This is a genomic window from Streptomyces sp. MUM 203J (genome assembly GCF_022414595.1).
Taxonomy (GTDB): domain Bacteria; phylum Actinomycetota; class Actinomycetes; order Streptomycetales; family Streptomycetaceae; genus Streptomyces.
This window is the reverse complement of sequence record NZ_JADWYO010000037.1, coordinates 1-17,179: the sequence shown is the minus strand read 5'-3', so window position 1 is coordinate 17,179 and position 17,179 is coordinate 1. Positions and strand designations below refer to the sequence as shown.

Here is a 17,179-nt window from a genome sequence, read left to right as displayed (position 1 = left end):
TGTGCGTGACTTCGGTCTGCAGGGATATGAGGGGCCGGTCACCCAGTGGTGGCACCGGCCGGCTCCCGCCGCAGCCCCAACGCCGCCAGGTGACGCTCGGCCAGATGGTGTTTCGCAGCGAAGGCGCGCCGCTGCGAGATGTTGCGGATGATCAGCTCGGGCCGGGAGAGCAGCTGCCGGTTCGGGTCGCGGATCTCCAGCCGGTCACCGAGCCGGACCGGTGCGTCGGCGGTACGGGGGACGGCCACCTCCAGGAACGCGTACCCGCGCCCCTTGGGCGTCGTGAGGTTCACGAACAGTAGGTCGGACGCTACGCGCTCCACATCGAGCCCGCCACCGGTGCGCAGCGAGGCCGACAGGGCTCGGACGTCGCAGCCGAAGGCTCGGAACGCCGTCCTGTCCGCGGTCAGCCGGCGCTGGAGGGCGTAACGCACCTCGACGTATGCCATCAGGTCGCGCAGGATCGGCGTGACCGGTCCGAGGGACCCCAGGACCTCGGCCGTCACGTAGCGGCACAGATCCGGGACGAACGCGGAGAGGTAGTAGTCCGGCCGAAGCTGCTCCGGGCCGACGTGTCTGCGCTGCCACCGCGTCCAGCCGGTAAGCAGCTGTCGCAGGTCGACGTCGGCCTTGCGCAGCGCGATGATCAGCGTCGGGCAGGTGTAGGTGACCGCCGAGATCGCCTTTGCCAAGTCGCGGTCGAGGTGTGGCGTCGGGATGTGGTAGAAGCTCGGGAAGATGTCGGGGTGTCGTGTGACCGTCGCGATCTCCTCCTCGTCCAGCAGGAAGAGGGAGATGTCGGAGCTGTGCCCGTCAAAGCGGAGTTCATCGCGGTGCGACTCGTACAGCGGACTGCCCACCAACGGTGCCAGCAGGTGCATCTGAGCCTGAGTGTCCGGCGAGAGCTCCAGGATGTCCAGGGCGAGCTCGAGGGAGGCGACAGCGTCGTCGGGGGTCTCTTCGGGAAAGCCAACGATCATCGAGCCGGTGCAGGAGATTCCCCGTTCGGTACCGGCCTGAATGATCGGCAGCACCTCGTCGGTGCGCAGCCTCTTGCGCACCAACGGCTGCATCCGCTGGGATCCGGTCTCAACTCCGAAGAACATCCCCCGGCAGCCGGCGGCGGCCATGACGGCGAGCAGGTCGTCGTCCACCCGGTCGGTCCGCGCACTGCACGCCCACTCAAACCCGTACCCACCGTCGATCAGGGCGGTGCAGAACATCATAACCCACCGCCGGTCGACGGTCAGCATGTCGTGAACCAGGTCGAACCGCGTGAATCCATAGGTCTCCCGGAGGTGTCGCATTTCGGCGATCAGCCGAGCCGGCGACTTGATCCGGTAGTCCCGCTTGAAGAACACGTTGGTCGAGCAGAACGTGCAACCGTACGGGCAGCCCCGCCCCGCCTCCACCGGCGCGAGATCCACCCTGGCCCGCTCGAAGGGGTACAGGTCGTAGGCCGGGAAAGGCAGTTCGTCCAGGTCATGGAGCAACGGTGCTGCGGGTTCGCGCACCGGGCCTCCGTCCGGCCCCCTCCAGGTGGTGCCGGTAACTCCGGACAGGCCCTCCCCCGCCGCCCACCGATCGAGCACCTGAGGCAGGGACCGGTCTGCCTCGTTCCGCACGATCGCGTCGATCCAGTCGAACTCGCGCAGTGTCGCCACGTCCACCACTGAGGCCTGCGGGCCGCCCAGCAGGATGCGAACTTCGGGATCCAGCTCGCGACATCGCTGAGCCAGGGTCAGCGTCTGCGGGTAGGAGTTGCACATCGTGGTGAGACCGATGACGTCGGGTCGGGATGCGCAGATGAGTTCCGCCACCTGCCGATGGAAGTCGGGGCCATCGCTCACGCGGCCCTCCAGCAGGGCGAGCGTGGGATCCACCACCACCGGATCGTGCCCGCTGCGCCGAGCGACTGCGGCCAGGCCAAGCAGGTTCAGAGGCACGTACGGTGAGGGAACCCTACCGAAGTGCCAGTCGGCGTTGAAGCACGTCACGAGGGCCAGTCGCACTGTGTCTCACCACACCCTGTTCCAGCCCCGGGGGCCATCGTTGACGTCGTGTCGAAGAGTCGTTTACTTCGTCCATGGACGACGGGCCAGGCACCACGCCGACCGTACCGCCAAGGGAGTGCCACGCGACCGGCCGGGCGAGTGACAGCATCCCCGTCCAGACGGAGCTCGGCTGGTGACCTCATCCGGCGGCCCACGGTTGCGTCCTGGGAAGTGGTGTACGGGGTTCGACCTGATCCGGGGGTTTGCTCCGGCGTCACGGTGAGGCACCGTCCTTCACCGTGAAGCGGTACCGCGTGATCCGGCGCGGCACCGGGACGGGGAGGATCCGGCGGGCCCGGACCTGGTCGCGATTGACGTCGCTGTCGTAGCCGCGGTCGGCAAAGACCGACTCGGGCTTGCGGCGAGGCCGTCCTGGCCTGCCGCGGACTGGTGGGAAGGCGTCGAGCACCGGGGAGAACAAAGTCGCCCTGGGGAGCGGCTGAGGAGAATCGACCGCGTAAATCGGCATCACCGTGAAAGCGCCGGAAACACGCAACGACGAAGGTCGGCCCCAGACAGTGATCCGCGCAGGTCAGCCCATCGAGGGCGAGGACTTCAACGCGATCTCACTGCCAGCGAACAAGGCGTTCACCACGACCAGCACGGCGATCAGAGCAACTTCGAACCAGTAGCCGCCCATGGCCCCTACCGTGCCATCACGGACCGGCGCAGCCCCGTCAACGGCACGGCCAGGACGCGTCATCCCCATACTGAGCCGCGACCAACGCCTCGGCCCTCTTTCTGATGCCGCCGTCGCGAGCCTCTGCGTCGGCCGGGACAGTCCTTCGCCGCGACCACAATCTGCTTGCGGCGCAACAACTCCAGCGCATCCCGTGCAAGGACCGGGTCGTGCAAGTCGTCCAGGGGGGCAGGGCGCCTGCGACCCCCTCCCCGATCCCCAGGCGACAGGTTCCTCACCGACCGCGACGCCGCTCCGCCACACCGCGCCACACCGCTGCTGTTCGCTCTTCATGGAGCCGACCGTATGGTCATCGCTGGTGGGAGTCTTCTGGGACTTCTCTGGGACTTCCGGCTGAATCGACAGGCACGAACGTGAAACAGCCGAAAGGCCATCTGCGCAGGTCAGCAAGGCGCAGCCGCCCATCGTGGCAGGCCACCGGGCTGGCTGGTCCCTTCCGGGACGTCTGACCGGGCAGAGGCTGTGAGCGGGCAGCGCAGCCTTTTTCCGCCTGACGAGTCCGGCATCGAGTCGCCTGCCTGGTCGGGAAGCTTCTTTCCGTCACGTCATCGCTGTTCACCGGACCCTTCCGCGTGGTTTCAGCGGCCCCGGCGGGAGTTCTGGAGCCAGGAGACGGTCACCGTCGTAGCCCTCCACTTCCCCGAAGCGGGTGCCCTTCATCCACGCTTCGCGGGCCTCCGCGATCTCCTCGTGGGTGCGCCCGATGAGGTTCCACCACATCACCAGCTCCTCCGCGAAGGGTTCGCCGCCCAGGAGCATCAGCGAGGCGTCCGAGTGGGCGCTGAGGGGAAGTTCGGTGCGGCCGCAGCCGAGGTAGAGCATGGAGCCGGGCTGCAGGGGCACCCCGTCGACCCGCGTCTCGCCGGTCATGGCCAGGGCCGCGTACTCGAAGTCCGGCTCCAGCGGCAGGCGGGCGCCGGTGCCGTCGGTGAGGGTCAGGTCGGCGCCCATCAGCGGGCTGTAGGCGGTGCCGGGACTGGTCGCGCCGTCCACCGTGCCGAGGATGACGGTGGCCCTCAGGCCTGGGGCGGTGACCTCCGGGAGGTCCGCGTGGAACTCGAAGTGCGGCTCCACATGGCGGTGGGCGTCGGGCAGGGCGACCCAGAGCTGGGCGCCGTGCAGGAGGCGGGGGTGGGGGGCCGGGCTCTGCTCGGAGTGGGAGATCGCGCGGCCCGAGGTCATCAGGCCGAGCTGACGGGGGCGGATCGTCCGGACGCTGCCCGTGCTGTCGCGGTGCAGCACCTCCCCCTCGTGCAGCCAGCTCACCGTCTGGAGACCCATGTGGGGGTGCGGCGGGACCTGCATACCGGGTCCGTCCGCGATGTCGTCGGGGCCGTAGTGGTCGACGAAGGCCCACGCGCCGACCATGCGGCGCCCCAGGTTGGGCAGCAGGCGGCGGACCACGGTGGACTCGCCGAGCGGCACCTGCCGCGGGCTGAGGAGTTCGCGCACCGGCTCCGCCACGACGAAGCCGCGGCCTCCGCACAGGGACGGCACGGCCTGGCGGTCGAGATTGCTCATACGGGAACGCTAGCCAATCCGGGGACCCTCAGGGGCGTATCCCGGGCCGTGGCGGGCAGGCGGCGGGAGGAACAGTGCGTGAAGACCCGTATACGGAATAGCGAGGGCCCGGGCACCGTTGTGCCGGGCACCGACGAACTCCCGGAGAGGCAGACGGCATGAGCACGATCGAGCTCACCAAGGAAAACTTCGACCAGGTCGTGTCGGACAACGGCTTCGTCCTGATCGACTTCTGGGCGGGCTGGTGCGGACCGTGCCTGCGGTTCGCTCCGGTGTACGAGAAGGTCTCGGAGCGTCACACGGACCTGGTCTTCGGCAAGGTCGACACGGAGGCGCAGCAGGAGCTGGCCGCCGCGTTCGAGATCCGGTCCATCCCGACGCTGATGATCGTCCGGGACAAGGTGGCGGTGTTCGCCCAGCCGGGTGCGCTGCCCGAGCCCGCGCTGGAGGACCTCATCCGCCAGGCCCGCGAGCTGGACATGGACGAGGTCCGCAAGTCCATCGCGCAGGCTCAGGCGCAGGCCTGACCACGGGGGCCCGGCCCGAAGGCCCCCGCGGGCGTGAGGGCCTAGCGTTCCAGCACGAGCGCGATGCCCTGCCCCACCCCGATGCACAGCGCCGCCAGCCCCGTACCGGAGCCGGCCGCGGCCAGCTGGTGCGCCACGGAGCCCGCGAGCCGGGCTCCGGAGGCGCCCAGCGGGTGGCCGAGGGCGATCGCGCCGCCGCGCGGGTTGACGACGGCCGGGTCCAGCTCGGGCCACTCGGCGAGGCAGCCGAGCGCCTGCGCGGCGAACGCCTCGTTCAGCTCGAAGGTGGTGAGGTCCGCGAAGCCGCGCCCGGCCTTGGCCAGGGCCTTCTGCACCGCCTCCACCGGGCCCAGGCCGAACAGCTGCGGCTCGACCCCCGTCACGGCCGAGGCGCGGATCCGGGCGAGGGGCTCCCGGCCGCAGGCGCGCAGGCCCTCCTCGTCGACCAGGAGCAGCGCCGCGGCGCCGTCGTTGAGCGGTGAGGCGTTGCCCGCGGTGACCGTGCCGTCGGGGCGGAAGACCGGCTTCAGTCCGGCCAGGGCCTCCATGGACGTACTGTCGCGGATGCACTCGTCGCGGGCCAGGTCCACACCCTCGTAGGGGACGACCTCCCCGTCGTACAGGCCCTTCGCCCAGGCCTCGGCGGCCTTCCGGTGGCTCGCGAGCGCGAAGGAGTCCTGCTGCTCGCGGGTCAGGTCGTGCTTGTCCGCGACCAGCTCGGCGCCCTCGCCCAGCGACACGGTCCACTCGGCGGGCATACGCGGATTGGTCATCCGCCAGCCCAGGGTCGTCGACCACAGCTGCCCGTGCCCGGCCGGAAAGCCCCGCGCGGGCTTCTCCACCACCCACGGCGCCCGTGACATGGACTCGACGCCGCCCGCGATCGCCACCGACGCGTCGCCCACGGCGACGGCGCGGGCGGCCTGCACGACGGCCTCCAGGCCGGATCCGCACAGCCGGTTGACGGTCACGCCCGGCACGCTCACCGGCAGGCCCGCCAGCAGCACGGCCATCCGGGCCACGTCCCGGTTGTCCTCGCCCGCGCCGTTCGCGTCGCCCAGGTAGACGTCGTCGATCCTGGCCGGGTCGAGGTCCGGAGTGCGGTCTACCAGGGACCGTACGACGTGGGCGGCCAGGTCGTCGGGGCGTACCGGGGAGAGGGCACCGCCGAACTTGCCGATCGGTGTGCGGACGGCGTCGACGATATAGACGTCGCGGATGCTCATCGGGTCTCTCCCACGGCCTTGTGTGCTGTGTGTTCACGTGCGGTGAACAGACGTTCACCACCGCCGGGCCGAGTCTCCGGCCCGGGGGCCGCCACTGTCAACGGCCGCCGTGCTCAGTCGTCCGGCTCCGGGGTCCGGGGCCGGTCCGCCTGCTCGTCTCTCGGGACCACGACCCGGGCTGACAGGCCGTAGTCCAGTTCGAAGCCGTCCACGAGCAGGGCCTCGACCGTGCGGGTCTCCGGATCGATGTCCGCGACCATGCCGCTCCCGGCGTAGCGCGGGTATCCCGAGGCGCCCGTCTCGCCGGTGGCCTCCACCACGGCCGAGCGGATGGCGACCTCGGTCAGATGGGCCAGGTCGTGGCCCTCCGCGTGCTGCGGCACGACCAGGATCTCGAACCGCCGTGGGATCTCCCTCATGGTGCTCATGTCCGTGACGCTAAGGACGTCCGGGCCGGACCGCACCTCAGGCGGCCCGGCCCGGAGATGCGGGCCGGGGGCCGGAGGCTCTACGGTGTGCCGTCGTGACGACGTACTCCGGCTCCGACAGCCCGCTCGACGACATCCCCGGCCGTTTCGGCCCCACCGCCACCACCGAGGCCGCACCGCGCGAGGTCGGCCCTGTCCGCACCTCCTATGCACCCGAGCGGGACGGGGACCCCGACCCCGGCGAGATCGTCTGGACCTGGGTCCCCTACGAGGAGAACGACGGGCGCGGCAAGGACAGGCCGGTGCTGGTGGTGGCCCGTGAGGCGGCCGGGACCCTGCTGGCGGTCCAGCTGTCGAGCAGGCGGCGCGACGGCGACCACGAGTGGGTGGCGCTGGGCAGCGGGCCCTGGGACCGGGCCGGGCGGGACTCCTGGGTGGATCTGGACCGGGTGCTGCGGGTGCACGAGGACGGGATGCGGCGCGAGGCCTGCGCCCTGGACCGGGCCCGCTTCGATCTGGTCGTCGGCAGGCTGGCCGCGCGCTACGGCTGGACCTGACCCCCCGCGGGGAACGCGGCGCGGAACGCGCCCAGGGTGTGCTGCTCGCGCGTGCGGTCCAGGATCCCGAAGACCACCCGGTCGAAGTGGCCGGCGAACCGTCCCGCACCCGTGAGCAGCACCCCGAAGGCAGCCGCCACCCGGGCCGGGTCGTTGCGGAACACCCCGCAGCCCCACGCCCCCAGCACCAGCCGCCTGTATCCCTGTGCCACGGCCACCTCCAGCACCCGTTCCGCACGGGAGGCCAGAACGGCCGGTATCCGGTGGGCCTCGCGCGGTGTCCGGTTCAGGATCACGCCCGCGTTGGGTGCCGGTGACGTCAGGAATCCCACCTCGTACGGCTCGTCCAGCAGCCGGCCCCGGTCGTCACGGAAGACCGGGACGCCCGGCGAGTGGATGACCCGGTCGCTGTAGAACGGGTCACGGTCGGCACGGTGGTGGTCGTAGTAGCCGGGGGCGCCGAGCAGGGTGGTGTACAGCGCGGAGGCCCGGCACAGCGCCTCCTCCTGGGCCTGGGCCCCGTTGAGGTACCCGCCGCCGGGGTTGCGCGCGGAGGCGAAGTTCAGCACGGCGACCGGGGATCCGGCCTCCTCGGTCACGAGGCGGTGCGCCGCTTCCAGGCTGGACTCCGGGGTCACCTCGATCCGGGTGCGGCGGTCCGTGCCGGGTGCGGCCGGGACCGGGCCGGGGCCGAACAGGGCCGTGCCCGCGCGGGCTCGGGCGAGGGGGCCGGCCAGCGGGACCTCGTGGCCGCCGGGGGCCCGGTACCGGCCCTCCGCGACGATCTGCTCGGTCTGCCGGGCGATGCCCCGTAGTCGTGCGCTCATACCCCCATCGTCACGGATCATGCGGCGCCGAAGCCATCGGTTTTCCCGGCATCCGCCGTTCACCCGCGCGCTCTTGTGCTGGTGCGCGACGGTGGCTTAGGTGGAACGGTACATCTTCGACAGGAGGTACACCCATGCCACCGAGTGACAGCCTGGACGGCGGGCCTCCGCTGTCCGAGGGGGAGGCCGAGGACCTGCTGCGGTGCATCTGCTTCAAGACCGGTCCGCCCCGCGCCCTGGGGGTCGAGCTGGAGTGGTTCGTCCATGACCTGCTCCGCCCGCACCGTCCCGTCTCGTCCGGCCGTCTGCACTCCGCCTACACCGCGCTCCACTCCCTGGACCTTCGGTCCTCCCTCTCCCTCGAACCCGGCGGGCAGCTGGAGCTCAGCTCGCCGCCCGCCGCCTCGCTCTCCGCGTGCGTCACCGCCGTCTCCGCCGATCTGGCCGCCGTACGCACCGCGCTCGCCGCGCTCGGGCTCTCCCTCACCGGTTCCGGCACCGACCCCTGGCTGCCGCGCCGTGAACGGATCCTGCGCGAACCCCGCTACGACGCCATGGAGACGTACCTCGACCGCTGGGGCGCCTCGGGCCGGTCCATGATGCGGGATTCGGCCTCCATCCAGGTGTGCCTGGACTCCGGGCTCGAAGAGCCGGGGCCGCTGGGGTTCGCGCGGCGCTGGCGGCTGGCTCATCTGCTGGGCCCGGTGCTGGTGGCGTCTTTCGCCAACTCCCCTGTCCTGCACGGCCGTCGGAGCGGAATGCGGTCCACCCGGCAGTCGCTGTGGACGGACATCGACCCGATGCGGGGGCTCGCACCGCCCATGGGCCGCGAGCCGCGCTCCGCGTGGGCCGCGCATGTGCTGGACACCCCGGTCATGTGCGTGCGCGCCGCCAAGGGGCCCTGGGAGGTGCCGAAGGAGCTGACGTTCCGGCAGTGGCTCCGGGGCCCGGTGGACGGGCTGCGGGCGCCGGTCCGCGCGGACCTCGACTACCACCTGACGACGCTCTTCCCGCCGGTGCGCCCGCGGGGAGGGCATCTGGAACTGCGGATGGTGGACGCCCAGCCGGGCGAGGACGGCTGGATCGTACCGCTCGCCGTGACCAGCGCGCTGTTCGACGACCCGGAGGCGGCGGAGGCCGCGTACCGGGTGCTGGCGCCGCTGACCGAGACGGCGGGGCCGCTGCCCCCGCCGCGTGACGCGCACTGGCGGGCCGCGATCCGGGACGGGCCGGACGCGCTCGCGCTGCACGAGGCCGCGGTGGCCTGCTTCGGGCTGGCGCTGGAGTCGCTGCACCGGTCCGGGGCGCCGGCCGCCGTGCGGGACGCGGTGGCCGGGTTCCACGAGCGGTACGTGCTGCGCCGCCGCTGCCCGGCGGACGACCAGCAGGCGCCGCCGCCGACGCCGACGGCGCCTGGACCTGCGGCACCCGCTCCCGTCACCTCCGCGTCCGCCTCCGGGAAGGAGCCCCGCCCATGACCGAGTCCCCCGAGACCCTCAGGCGGTACGCGTACGACGCGCTGGTCACCGCCCGGGTCCGCACGGCCCGGCTCACCGACTGCGTCGACGACGGCGAACTGACGGCCCAGCACTCCCCGTTGATGTCCCCGCTGGCCTGGGACCTGGCGCACATCGCCAACCAGGAGGAACTGTGGCTGCTGCGGGCCGTGGGCGGGCACGAGCCGCTGCGTCCGGAGATCGACCCGCTGTACGACGCGTTCCGGCATCCCCGGGCGACCCGGCCGTCCCTGCCGCTGCTGTCCCCGCGCGAGGCGCGGGCGTACGCGTCCGAGGTGCGCGAGCGGGTCCTCGGCGTCCTCGACGCCGCCGTGCTGGACGGCGACCACCCGCTCACCGGCGCGGGGTTCGCGTTCGGCATGGTCGCCCAGCACGAACAGCAGCACGACGAGACGATGCTGATCACCCATCAGCTCCGCCGCGGCCCCGCCGCGCTGACCGCGTCCGCCCCTCCCCCGGCTCCCGCTGACGCCGCCGGGCTCCCCACCGAAGTACTGGTCCCCGGCGGCCCGTTCGTCATGGGCGTGTCCCACGAGGACGAACCGTGGGCGCTGGACAACGAGCGGCCCGCGCATGTCCGGCTGGTGCCGGACTTCCACCTCGACACCACGCCCGTCACCTGCGGCGCCTACCGCGCGTTCGTCGACGACGGCGGCTACCGCGACCCGCGCTGGTGGGCGCCCGAGGGATGGACGTTCGTCAGGGAACAGGACCTGAAGGCACCGCTGTTCTGGCGCCGGGAAGGCGGACAGTGGCTGCGGCGGCGCTTCGGCGTCGTCGAGCCGGTGCCGGACGACGAGCCGGTGCTGCACGTCAGCTGGTACGAGGCCGACGCCTACGCGCGCTGGGCGGGACGGCGGCTGCCGACCGAGGCCGAGTGGGAGAAGGCCGCTCGCCACGACCCGGCCACGGGCCGGTCCCGCCGCTATCCGTGGGGCGACACGGACCCGGGGCCGCGGCACGCGAACCTGGGCCAGCGGCACCTGCGGCCCGCGCCCGCCGGAAGCTACCCCGAGGGCGAGTCGCCACTGGGCGTACGGCAGCTGGTCGGGGACGTGTGGGAGTGGACGGCCAGCGACTTCCTGCCGTACCCGGGATTCGCGGCGTTCCCGTACCGGGAGTACTCGGAGGTGTTCTTCGGACCCGAGTACAAGGTGCTGCGCGGCGGCTGTTTCGGGGTGGCTCCGGTGGCCTGCCGGGGCACGTTCCGGAACTGGGACTATCCGGTCCGGCGGCAGATCTTCGCCGGGTTCCGCACCGCGCGGGACGCCGAACCGGGGACGCCGGGTGCGCCGGGGAACGGGACGGTGCGCTGATGTGCCGTCATCTGGCCTGGACCGGCGAGCGGCCCGTACGGCTCGGGGCGCTTCTCGCGGAGCCCCCGCACGCCCTGTACCGGCAGTCGTGGGCGCCTCGGCGGCAGCGGTACGGAACGGTCAACGCGGACGGTTTCGGCGTCGGCTGGTACGCGCCAGGCGACCCGGTGCCGGCCCGCTACCGGCGGGCGGGGCCGGTCTGGGCCGACCTGTCGTTCGCGGACCTGGCACGGGTGGTGCACGCCCGTGCGGGACTGGCCGCGGTGCGGGACGCCACCCTGGCGGGCGCGGACGGGGAGGCCGCTGCCGCGCCTTTCGCGTACGGCCCGTCGAAGACGCCGGGCCCCTGGCTGTTCAGCCACAACGGGGCCGTGACGGGCTGGCCCGAGTCGCTGGGGAAGCTGTCCGCCACGCTGCCCCCGGCGGCGCTGCTGTCCCTGGAGGCCCGCAACGACTCGGCGCTGCTGTGGGCGCTTGTGCTGCACCGGCTGCGGTCGGGCGAGCCCCTGCCGGACGCGCTGGCCGGGGTGGTGGCCGAGGTGGCCGCGGCGGCCCCGGGCTCCCGGCTGAACCTGCTGCTGACGGACGGGGTCTCGCTCGCCGCGACGGCGTGGGGCGACACGCTGTGGTACCTGGCGCCGGGCGGCGCGGACCGGGCGGTCGTGGCCTCCGAGCCGTACGACGACGATCCCGGCTGGTGCGAGGTGCCGGACCGGACGCTGGTCGCCGCGACGCCCTCGGGCGTGACGCTGACCCCGCTGGATCCACTGAACTCTCCGGACTCCCCGGACCTGCCGCCGGGGAACGATCCGACCGAACCGCTCAAGGAGTCCCCCGCGTGACCCGTTTCCAGCTGACCCGCACGCTGCCCGCGGGCACCGCCGACGCCGATCTGCGCGCGGACGTGCTCGCCGGTCTGACCCGCACACCCAAGGAGCTGCCGCCCAAGTGGTTCTACGACGCGCGGGGCAGTGAGCTGTTCGAGGAGATCACCCGCCTGCCCGAGTACTACCCGACCCGCACGGAGCGCGCCATCCTCCGGGAGCGGGCGGGCGAGATCGCGGAGGCGACCCGGGCCCGCACCCTGGTGGAGCTGGGCTCCGGCTCGTCCGAGAAGACCCGGCACCTGCTGCACGCGCTGCGCCCGGGCCTGGAGGACTACGTGCCGGTCGACGTGAGCGAGTCGGCTCTGACGGGCGCCGCCGAGGCCCTGACGGCCGAGCTTCCGGGGCTGCGGGTGCACGCCCTGGTCGCGGACTTCACCCGGGGGCTGCTGCTCCCCGAAACGGCCGGGCCGCGGCTGGTGGCGTTCCTGGGCGGAACGCTCGGCAATCTGCTGCCCGCGCAGCGCGCGGAGTTCCTCCGGTCGGTGCGGGCGCTGATGGAGCCGGGGGACGCCCTGCTGCTCGGCACGGACCTGGTGAAGGACGAGGCGACGCTGGTCGCCGCGTACGACGACGCGGCGGGGGTGACGGCCGCGTTCAACAAGAACGTGCTGGCGGTGCTGGCCCGGGAACTCGGCGCGGACGTGCACCCGGACGACTTCGATCACGTGGCCCGGTGGGACCGGGAGCACGAGTGGATCGAGATGCGGCTGCGGGCCCGGCACGCGCTGACGGTGAAGATCCCGGAGCTGGGGATCGCGGTGCCGTTCGCGGCGGGTGAGGACGTGCGGACGGAGGTCTCCGCGAAGTTCCGTCAGGAGGGCGTCCGGACGGAACTGGCGGCGGCCGGCCTCGCGCTGTCCCGGTGGTGGACCGACGAGCAGGGGTGGTTCGGTCTGTCCCTGTCGACGGCCGTCTGAGCGTCGTACGGCCGCACCTCCACGACGTCCTGCGCCGCGCGGGCGAGGGCGCGGCGGTCGGGGTGGCACCCGGGCGGGAACGGGTCGAGCAGCCTCAGCTCGGCCGTGAGCCGCCCGGCCGTCACGATCCGCCACAGCGAGGCGCCGAGCGTGTCCTCGCCTACGTACGGGGCCGGGCCCAGCGGCCGGTAGACGATGCGCACCGGCTGGACGGGCACACCCGCGTCCAGTGCGGCCTGGAAGGCGGCCGGGCGGAAGCGCCCCTGGGCCCGTCCGCACCAGGTGGAGCCCTCGGGGAAGACGACGACACGGAAACCGGCGTCGAGGGCGTCCGCCATGGTGCGGACGAGACAGGGCAGGGACCGCAGCCGGTCCCGGTCCAGGAAGAGCGTGCCGCCCCGGGCGGCGAGCGGCCCGAGCACGGGCCAGTGCCGTACCTCGCGCTTGGCGACCATGCGGCCGGGCAGGACGGCGGCGACGAGCGGGATGTCCAGCCATGAGATGTGGTTGGCGACGACGAGCTGCGGCCCGGGGCTCGGGGGCCCGCCGGTGACGTGGACGCGGACGCCGAACGCGCGCAGGACGGTGCGGCACCAGAGCCGGGTCAGCGCTCGGCGGGCACGGCGGCCGGCGGGGACGGTGAGGGGGGACAGGGCCACCCCGGCGAGCACGGTGGCCGTCCCGGCGGTGAGGCGCAGGACCGCCCGGGTGCGGGATGCGCGGGTGCGGTGCGGGGCGGCGCAGTCGCCGGGGGTGCAGGGGGCGGTGGGCATCCAGGGGCCGGGGCCGCCGGTCATGCGAGGGAGAGGAAGTGCCGCAGGTAGCGGGGGTGGATGCGGTTCATGGAGAGCAGCACGAAGAGGTCCGCCACGCGGAAGTCCGGGTCGTGGGCGGGTGCGCCGCACACCCAGGCGCCGAGCCGGAGGTAGCCGCGCAGCAGGGGCGGGAGAGGGGTGCGGGCGCCGGGGCGGGTGTCGTCCTCGGGGGTCCACAGGCGGTGCGGGGTGACCCAGTACTCCTCGGGGGCCAGGTGCTTGTCCTTCACGGTGTCCCAGGTGCCGGCGGCGAGGGCGCCGCCGTCACCGAGCGGGAGGGAGCAGCAGCCCGCCAGCCAGGTGTGGCCGGTGCGGGTCATGTAGCGGGCGATTCCGGCCCAGATGAGGGAGATGACGGCGCCGTTGCGGTGGGCGGGGTGGACGCAGGAGCGTCCCACCTCGACGAGCCGGTCACGCAGGGGGTGGAGCCGGGTGAGGTCGAACTCACCCTCGGAGTAGAGGCGTCCGGCTATGGCGGCCCGCTCGGGCGGAAGCAGACGGTAGGTGCCGACGACCTCGCCGGTGGCCTCGTCGTGGACCAGGACGTGGTCGCAGTACGCGTCGAACGCGTCGCCCTCCAGACCGGGTTCGGGCCCGTCGACGCGGGCGCCGAACTCGGCGGCGAACACCAGGTGGCGGAGGCGCTGGGCGGCGCGTACGTCCTCCTGCTCGCGTGCGAGCGAGAGGCGGTAGCGGGACGGCGCGGGTCCGGATTCGGGGGCGGGGGGTGTGAGGGTGGGCGTGGCGGTGGACGGTGCGGGCATGGCGGGCTCCTCACGGCCGGGCGTCGGGCACGCGCCGCGGGTGCGGCGGCCCGTCCCTCTCACTTCTTCCGTGGTGGCCTGGATTCGGCGTGACCGTGTGGCGGAGCGCGGGTGTGCGGTAGCTGAATGCCCGGGTGTCCCGGGCGGACACCGGCCGCTCAGCCGCCCAGCGACGCGGTGATGCGCTTCGACGCCGCCCGGGCCGCCGACTCGGGATCCTGGCCCTGGAGGACCGCCGTCATGTACGGCTTGATGGGGTTGTCGGCCTCCACGTCCGCCCACCGGACGGAGTTCGGTGTGGCCCGTCCCCGCGCCGCGCCGACAGCCATCGCCGCGGTGCCCTCCTGGCCCTCGACGACCTTGGCGAGCGAGGTCTTGTTGGGGACGTAGTTCATGGTGCGGGCGAGATCGGTCTGCCACTTCTCGCCGGCCAGGGCCTTGACCACGTCGATCGCGGCGCCGCGCTCCCGGGCCTTCGCGGGGACGACGAGGTCGGAGCCGCCGGTGAACACCGCGCACGGCTCGTCGGCGGTCCTGCCGGGGATCGGGAAGTATCCCAGCTCTCCGGACAGATCCGGGTTGAGCGCCTCGATCGCGGTCGCGGCGCCGGGGATCGCGATGATCTGTGCGACTTCGCCCTCGGCGAAGACCTCGGTCTGCGGCGGGTTCTCCTCGTCGGCGTTCCTCGGCCCGGAGCCGAGCGACTGGAGTTCCTTGTAGAACTCCATGCCGCGCAGCGCCGCCGGGGTGTGCAGTGCCCCCTGCCAGCCGCCGTCCTTCTCGACGGCCAGGTCGCCGCCCTCGTCCCAGACGAATCCGGCGAGGGTGTACCAGTCCTGGCCCGCGAGGTAGATGCCCTCGGCGCCGGTGCTGTTGACCGCCTCGGTGTCCTCCAGCCACTGCTCGCGGGTCGTGGGCGGCTCCTGGATTCCGGCCCGGGCGAAGAGGTCCTTGCGGTAGATGACGACCCGGTTGGCCGCGTACCAGGGGATGCCGAACTGGCTGCCGTCGATGCTGCCGGGCTGTGCGAGGCCGGGCAGCCACTCCTCCTGCCCGAGATCGCGCACGGACTCCAGGGTGAGGTCGTACAGCTGCTCCGTCTCGGCGTACTGGGCGACCTGGGTGTTGCCGACCTCGATGACGTCCGGCGGGGTCTCGCTCGCGAGGGCGTCGACGATCTTGTTGCCGATGCCGGACCACTCCTGGATGGCGATGTCCAGCGTGACGCCGGGGTTCTCGTCCTCGTACGCGGAGGTGAACCGCTCCAGGAACGCGTCCGAGGCGCTGCCCTTCATCAGCCACACGGTGACGGTGCGGGAGTCCGCGGCGTCGGCGGAGACGAGCCCGCAACCGGTGAGCGCGGTGGCGCACAGCAGGGCGACGGGGACGGCGAACGGGCGCTTCTTCACGGAGGTCACCTTCGGCGAGGCGGCAGGAGGACGGACCCGACGTGGGGGAGCGAACGTGTTCGCACGGGCGGATGGCTGGATTTTGGTATGTACCAATGCTCGGGTCAAGTCCCGGCCGCTCACCCCGGCCCGCTCCGGCGCCCCGCGCGGACCGCCCGGGCCGCTCGCCTCGCGGAGCCGGACGGGCTGGGGCACCGTGGAATGGACCGCGCCGGTGGGCGCGGTCCACGTAGGCGACGAGGAGGCCGCCATGTCCCATCACACGTACCGCGTCACCGAGATCGTCGGGACCTCGCACGACGGCCTGGACGAGGCCATCCGCAACGGCATCACCCGAGCGGCGCAGACGCTGCACAATCTCGACTGGTTCGAGGTGACGCAGATCCGCGGGCATCTGGAGGACGGGCAGGTGGCGCATTTCCAGGTCGGCATGAAGGTGGGCTTCCGGCTGGACGGCCCGGACCCGGCCGGGGACTGACCCGGCCGGGTCTCGGTGACGGGGTCCGGGGCGGAGCCCCGGGCGTTACGCCGCGTACGTGTAGAAGCGGGTGTGGTCGAGCATGTCCGCCGGGGTCACGTCGTTCCACGGCCGCATGGTGTCGTTCAGGTCCACGACGTCGGGCGTGCCGCCGGTGGGGAGGTAGCCGGAGTCCGGGTGGAGTGCCTGCCAGTCGGCCCACAGCTTGTCGACGAACGCGTGGTGCATCCAGAACACCGGGTCGTTCGGGGAGACGCCGGTGGCCATCTGGCCGCCGACCCAGACGTGGACGCGGTTGTGGAGGTTGACGCCGCGCCAGCCCTCCAGGTGGTTGCGGAAGCCGTCGGACGCGCTGTTCCACGGGGCCGCGTCGTACGTCCGCATGGCGAGGACCGAGTCGACCTCGGCGCGCGTGGGCAGCCGCATGCCGAAGCCGCCGCCCAGGTTGCGGCGCAGGTAGTCGCGGCCGTCGACGCGGACGCCGAGGGTCCAGTTGCCGCCGGAGCGGGCGAACGGCCCGTCCATGACGCGGCCGTCACGGCTGCGGCCGGTGCCGCCGAGGAAGTCGGGGGCCCAGAGGGAGGAGCTCGTGGTGCGGTCGGCGGTCCAGTCCCAGTAGGGCAGCGTGACCTCGGAGTCGACGGACTGGAGGGCCTCCTCGAACTCCAGGAGGAAGCGGCGGTGCCAGGGCAGGAAGGACGGCGAGCGGTGGCCGACGCGCTCGCTGTCGTCCCGGTCGCTCATGATGAACTGGTTGTGGGTGATGACGAAGCGGTCGTAGCGCCCGGTGCGCTTGAGCTCCAGCAGGGCGTTGACGAGGCGTCGCTTCTCGTCGGCGGTCAGGGTCGCCTGGTTCTTGCGGACGGTCATGGGGTGCGGGCTCCCGGATCAGTGGGTGGTGACGAGCTGGACGAGCGGGGCGCCCTGGAGTTCCACGACGGCGGCGCGGGCCGCCGCGTAGGGCGAGGGCACCGGGTCGTAGTGGGTGATGACGCTGATCCAGGTGCCGTCGGCGTTCTGCATGACGTGCAGTTCCTCGCCGTCTATGAGCACCGCGTAGCCGCCGTGGCCCCCGTGATGGCCGCCGTGATGGCCGCCGGAGGCGGGCCGGCCCTGGATGCGGCGGCCCCGGTAGACCTCGTCGAACGGCGCGAGGCCGCCGGACGGGGCCTTCGCGGCGGACGGGGCGGCAGGCGCGGCCGAGGCGTGCGCGGCCTCGTGCACGGCGCCTGAGCG

The 17,179-nt window shown here is 72.6% G+C and carries 17 protein-coding genes; 7 read left to right on the top strand and 10 right to left on the bottom strand.

All coding sequences use genetic code 11. The annotated features are described in order from the left end of the window. Positions 1 to 38: 38 nt before the first annotated feature. Together I3F58_RS18985 and I3F58_RS18975 are read right to left on the bottom strand one after the other, a co-directional pair. Complete coding sequence (locus I3F58_RS18985; protein ID WP_308355040.1) at positions 39 to 1,997, bottom strand: B12-binding domain-containing radical SAM protein; 1,959 nt, start codon at positions 1,995 to 1,997, stop codon at positions 39 to 41. A 1,312-nt stretch (positions 1,998 to 3,309) separates the two neighbouring features. Beyond that, positions 3,310 to 4,275, bottom strand: coding sequence for a pirin family protein (locus I3F58_RS18975; RefSeq protein ID WP_240109823.1), 966 nt, complete (start codon positions 4,273 to 4,275; stop codon positions 3,310 to 3,312). Between the two features lie 158 nt (positions 4,276 to 4,433). On the opposite strand from I3F58_RS18975, the gene trxA reads away from it, so the two are divergent. Beyond that, positions 4,434 to 4,802 carry a thioredoxin gene (gene trxA, locus I3F58_RS18970; RefSeq protein ID WP_240109822.1) on the top strand — a complete coding sequence of 123 codons (369 nt, stop codon included), beginning with the start codon at positions 4,434 to 4,436 and terminating at the stop codon, positions 4,800 to 4,802. A 41-nt stretch (positions 4,803 to 4,843) separates the two neighbouring features. On the opposite strand, the gene I3F58_RS18965 is transcribed toward trxA, so the two are convergent. Beyond that, the gene (locus I3F58_RS18965; RefSeq protein ID WP_240109821.1) at positions 4,844 to 6,028 is read right to left on the bottom strand and encodes a thiolase family protein; all 1,185 of its coding nucleotides are present in this window, start codon (positions 6,026 to 6,028) and stop codon (positions 4,844 to 4,846) included. 113 nt (positions 6,029 to 6,141) lie between these two features. Then, entirely contained in the window at positions 6,142 to 6,447 is a 306-nt protein-coding gene (locus I3F58_RS18960; RefSeq protein ID WP_240109853.1) for a hypothetical protein, read from the bottom strand. A 104-nt stretch (positions 6,448 to 6,551) separates the two neighbouring features. Between I3F58_RS18960 and I3F58_RS18955 the strand changes: the two genes are divergently transcribed. Further along, a complete protein-coding gene (locus tag I3F58_RS18955; RefSeq protein ID WP_240109820.1) occupies positions 6,552 to 7,013 on the top strand; it encodes a type II toxin-antitoxin system PemK/MazF family toxin in 462 nt (153 codons plus the stop codon). Here the strand turns inward: I3F58_RS18955 and I3F58_RS18950 are convergent. Further along, on the bottom strand, positions 6,998 to 7,840 hold the full coding sequence (locus I3F58_RS18950; protein ID WP_240109819.1) for a TIGR02452 family protein: 843 nt from the start codon (positions 7,838 to 7,840) through the stop codon (positions 6,998 to 7,000). The genes I3F58_RS18955 and I3F58_RS18950 overlap by 16 nt on opposite strands. A 134-nt stretch (positions 7,841 to 7,974) precedes the next feature. Here I3F58_RS18950 and egtA point away from each other — a divergent pair, with 134 nt between their 5' ends. Genes egtA through egtD form a run of 4 tightly spaced genes read left to right on the top strand, consistent with a single transcriptional unit; the run spans position 7,975 to position 12,477 of the window. Then, positions 7,975 to 9,318, top strand: a complete 1,344-nt coding sequence (egtA, locus tag I3F58_RS18945; RefSeq protein ID WP_240109818.1) for an ergothioneine biosynthesis glutamate--cysteine ligase EgtA — start codon at positions 7,975 to 7,977, stop codon at positions 9,316 to 9,318. Next, a complete protein-coding gene (gene egtB / locus I3F58_RS18940) occupies positions 9,315 to 10,673 on the top strand; it encodes an ergothioneine biosynthesis protein EgtB (RefSeq protein ID WP_240109817.1) in 1,359 nt (452 codons plus the stop codon). Before egtA ends, egtB begins: the two co-directional genes overlap by 4 nt. After that, positions 10,673 to 11,515 carry an ergothioneine biosynthesis protein EgtC gene (gene egtC / locus I3F58_RS18935; protein ID WP_240109816.1) on the top strand — a complete coding sequence of 281 codons (843 nt, stop codon included), beginning with the start codon at positions 10,673 to 10,675 and terminating at the stop codon, positions 11,513 to 11,515. Before egtB ends, egtC begins: the two co-directional genes overlap by 1 nt. Continuing rightward, entirely contained in the window at positions 11,512 to 12,477 is a 966-nt protein-coding gene (egtD, locus tag I3F58_RS18930) for an L-histidine N(alpha)-methyltransferase (protein WP_240109815.1), read from the top strand. Before egtC ends, egtD begins: the two co-directional genes overlap by 4 nt. Here the strand turns inward: egtD and I3F58_RS18925 are convergent. The 3 genes from I3F58_RS18925 to I3F58_RS18915 all read right to left on the bottom strand — a co-directional run bounded on the left by I3F58_RS18925 (position 12,372) and on the right by I3F58_RS18915 (position 15,465). Further along, positions 12,372 to 13,274: a 1-acyl-sn-glycerol-3-phosphate acyltransferase gene (locus I3F58_RS18925; RefSeq protein ID WP_240109814.1), complete on the bottom strand. Its 903-nt coding sequence runs from the start codon at positions 13,272 to 13,274 to the stop codon at positions 12,372 to 12,374. The two genes, egtD and I3F58_RS18925, sit on opposite strands and share 106 nt — an antisense overlap. Further along, positions 13,271 to 14,056: a GNAT family N-acetyltransferase gene (locus tag I3F58_RS18920; protein ID WP_240109813.1), complete on the bottom strand. Its 786-nt coding sequence runs from the start codon at positions 14,054 to 14,056 to the stop codon at positions 13,271 to 13,273. The genes I3F58_RS18925 and I3F58_RS18920 overlap by 4 nt, the downstream gene beginning before the upstream one ends. 158 nt (positions 14,057 to 14,214) lie before the next feature. Beyond that, positions 14,215 to 15,465, bottom strand: a complete 1,251-nt coding sequence (locus tag I3F58_RS18915; RefSeq protein ID WP_240109812.1) for an extracellular solute-binding protein — start codon at positions 15,463 to 15,465, stop codon at positions 14,215 to 14,217. A gap of 250 nt (positions 15,466 to 15,715) precedes the next feature. Here I3F58_RS18915 and I3F58_RS18910 point away from each other — a divergent pair, with 250 nt between their 5' ends. Continuing rightward, positions 15,716 to 15,943: a dodecin gene (locus tag I3F58_RS18910; protein ID WP_240109811.1), complete on the top strand. Its 228-nt coding sequence runs from the start codon at positions 15,716 to 15,718 to the stop codon at positions 15,941 to 15,943. 45 nt (positions 15,944 to 15,988) lie between these two features. Here I3F58_RS18910 and I3F58_RS18905 read toward each other — a convergent pair whose 3' ends face one another. Both I3F58_RS18905 and I3F58_RS18900 read right to left on the bottom strand, forming a co-directional pair. Further along, entirely contained in the window at positions 15,989 to 16,813 is an 825-nt protein-coding gene (locus I3F58_RS18905; protein WP_240109810.1) for a tyrosinase family protein, read from the bottom strand. Positions 16,814 to 16,831: 18 nt separating this feature from the next. Beyond that, a complete protein-coding gene (locus I3F58_RS18900; protein WP_240109852.1) occupies positions 16,832 to 17,167 on the bottom strand; it encodes a tyrosinase cofactor in 336 nt (111 codons plus the stop codon). Between the last annotated feature and the right edge of the window lie 12 nt (positions 17,168 to 17,179).

Excerpts from the sequence above, each read along its gene's own strand:
- egtA (WP_240109818.1), top strand. The coding sequence starts at position 7,975 with ATGCCACCGAGTGACAGCCTGGACGGCGGGCCTCCGCTGTCCGAGGGG.
- I3F58_RS18910 (WP_240109811.1), top strand. The coding sequence starts at position 15,716 with ATGTCCCATCACACGTACCGCGTCACCGAGATCGTCGGGACCTCGCAC.
- egtB (WP_240109817.1), top strand. The coding sequence starts at position 9,315 with ATGACCGAGTCCCCCGAGACCCTCAGGCGGTACGCGTACGACGCGCTG.
- I3F58_RS18920 (WP_240109813.1), bottom strand. The coding sequence starts at position 14,056 with ATGCCCGCACCGTCCACCGCCACGCCCACCCTCACACCCCCCGCCCCC.
- I3F58_RS18905 (WP_240109810.1), bottom strand. The coding sequence starts at position 16,813 with ATGACCGTCCGCAAGAACCAGGCGACCCTGACCGCCGACGAGAAGCGA.
- trxA (WP_240109822.1), top strand. The coding sequence starts at position 4,434 with ATGAGCACGATCGAGCTCACCAAGGAAAACTTCGACCAGGTCGTGTCG.
- I3F58_RS18975 (WP_240109823.1), bottom strand. The coding sequence starts at position 4,275 with ATGAGCAATCTCGACCGCCAGGCCGTGCCGTCCCTGTGCGGAGGCCGC.
- I3F58_RS18950 (WP_240109819.1), bottom strand. The coding sequence starts at position 7,840 with ATGAGCGCACGACTACGGGGCATCGCCCGGCAGACCGAGCAGATCGTC.
- I3F58_RS18925 (WP_240109814.1), bottom strand. The coding sequence starts at position 13,274 with ATGACCGGCGGCCCCGGCCCCTGGATGCCCACCGCCCCCTGCACCCCC.
- I3F58_RS18960 (WP_240109853.1), bottom strand. The coding sequence starts at position 6,447 with ATGAGGGAGATCCCACGGCGGTTCGAGATCCTGGTCGTGCCGCAGCAC.
- I3F58_RS18965 (WP_240109821.1), bottom strand. The coding sequence starts at position 6,028 with ATGAGCATCCGCGACGTCTATATCGTCGACGCCGTCCGCACACCGATC.
- egtC (WP_240109816.1), top strand. The coding sequence starts at position 10,673 with ATGTGCCGTCATCTGGCCTGGACCGGCGAGCGGCCCGTACGGCTCGGG.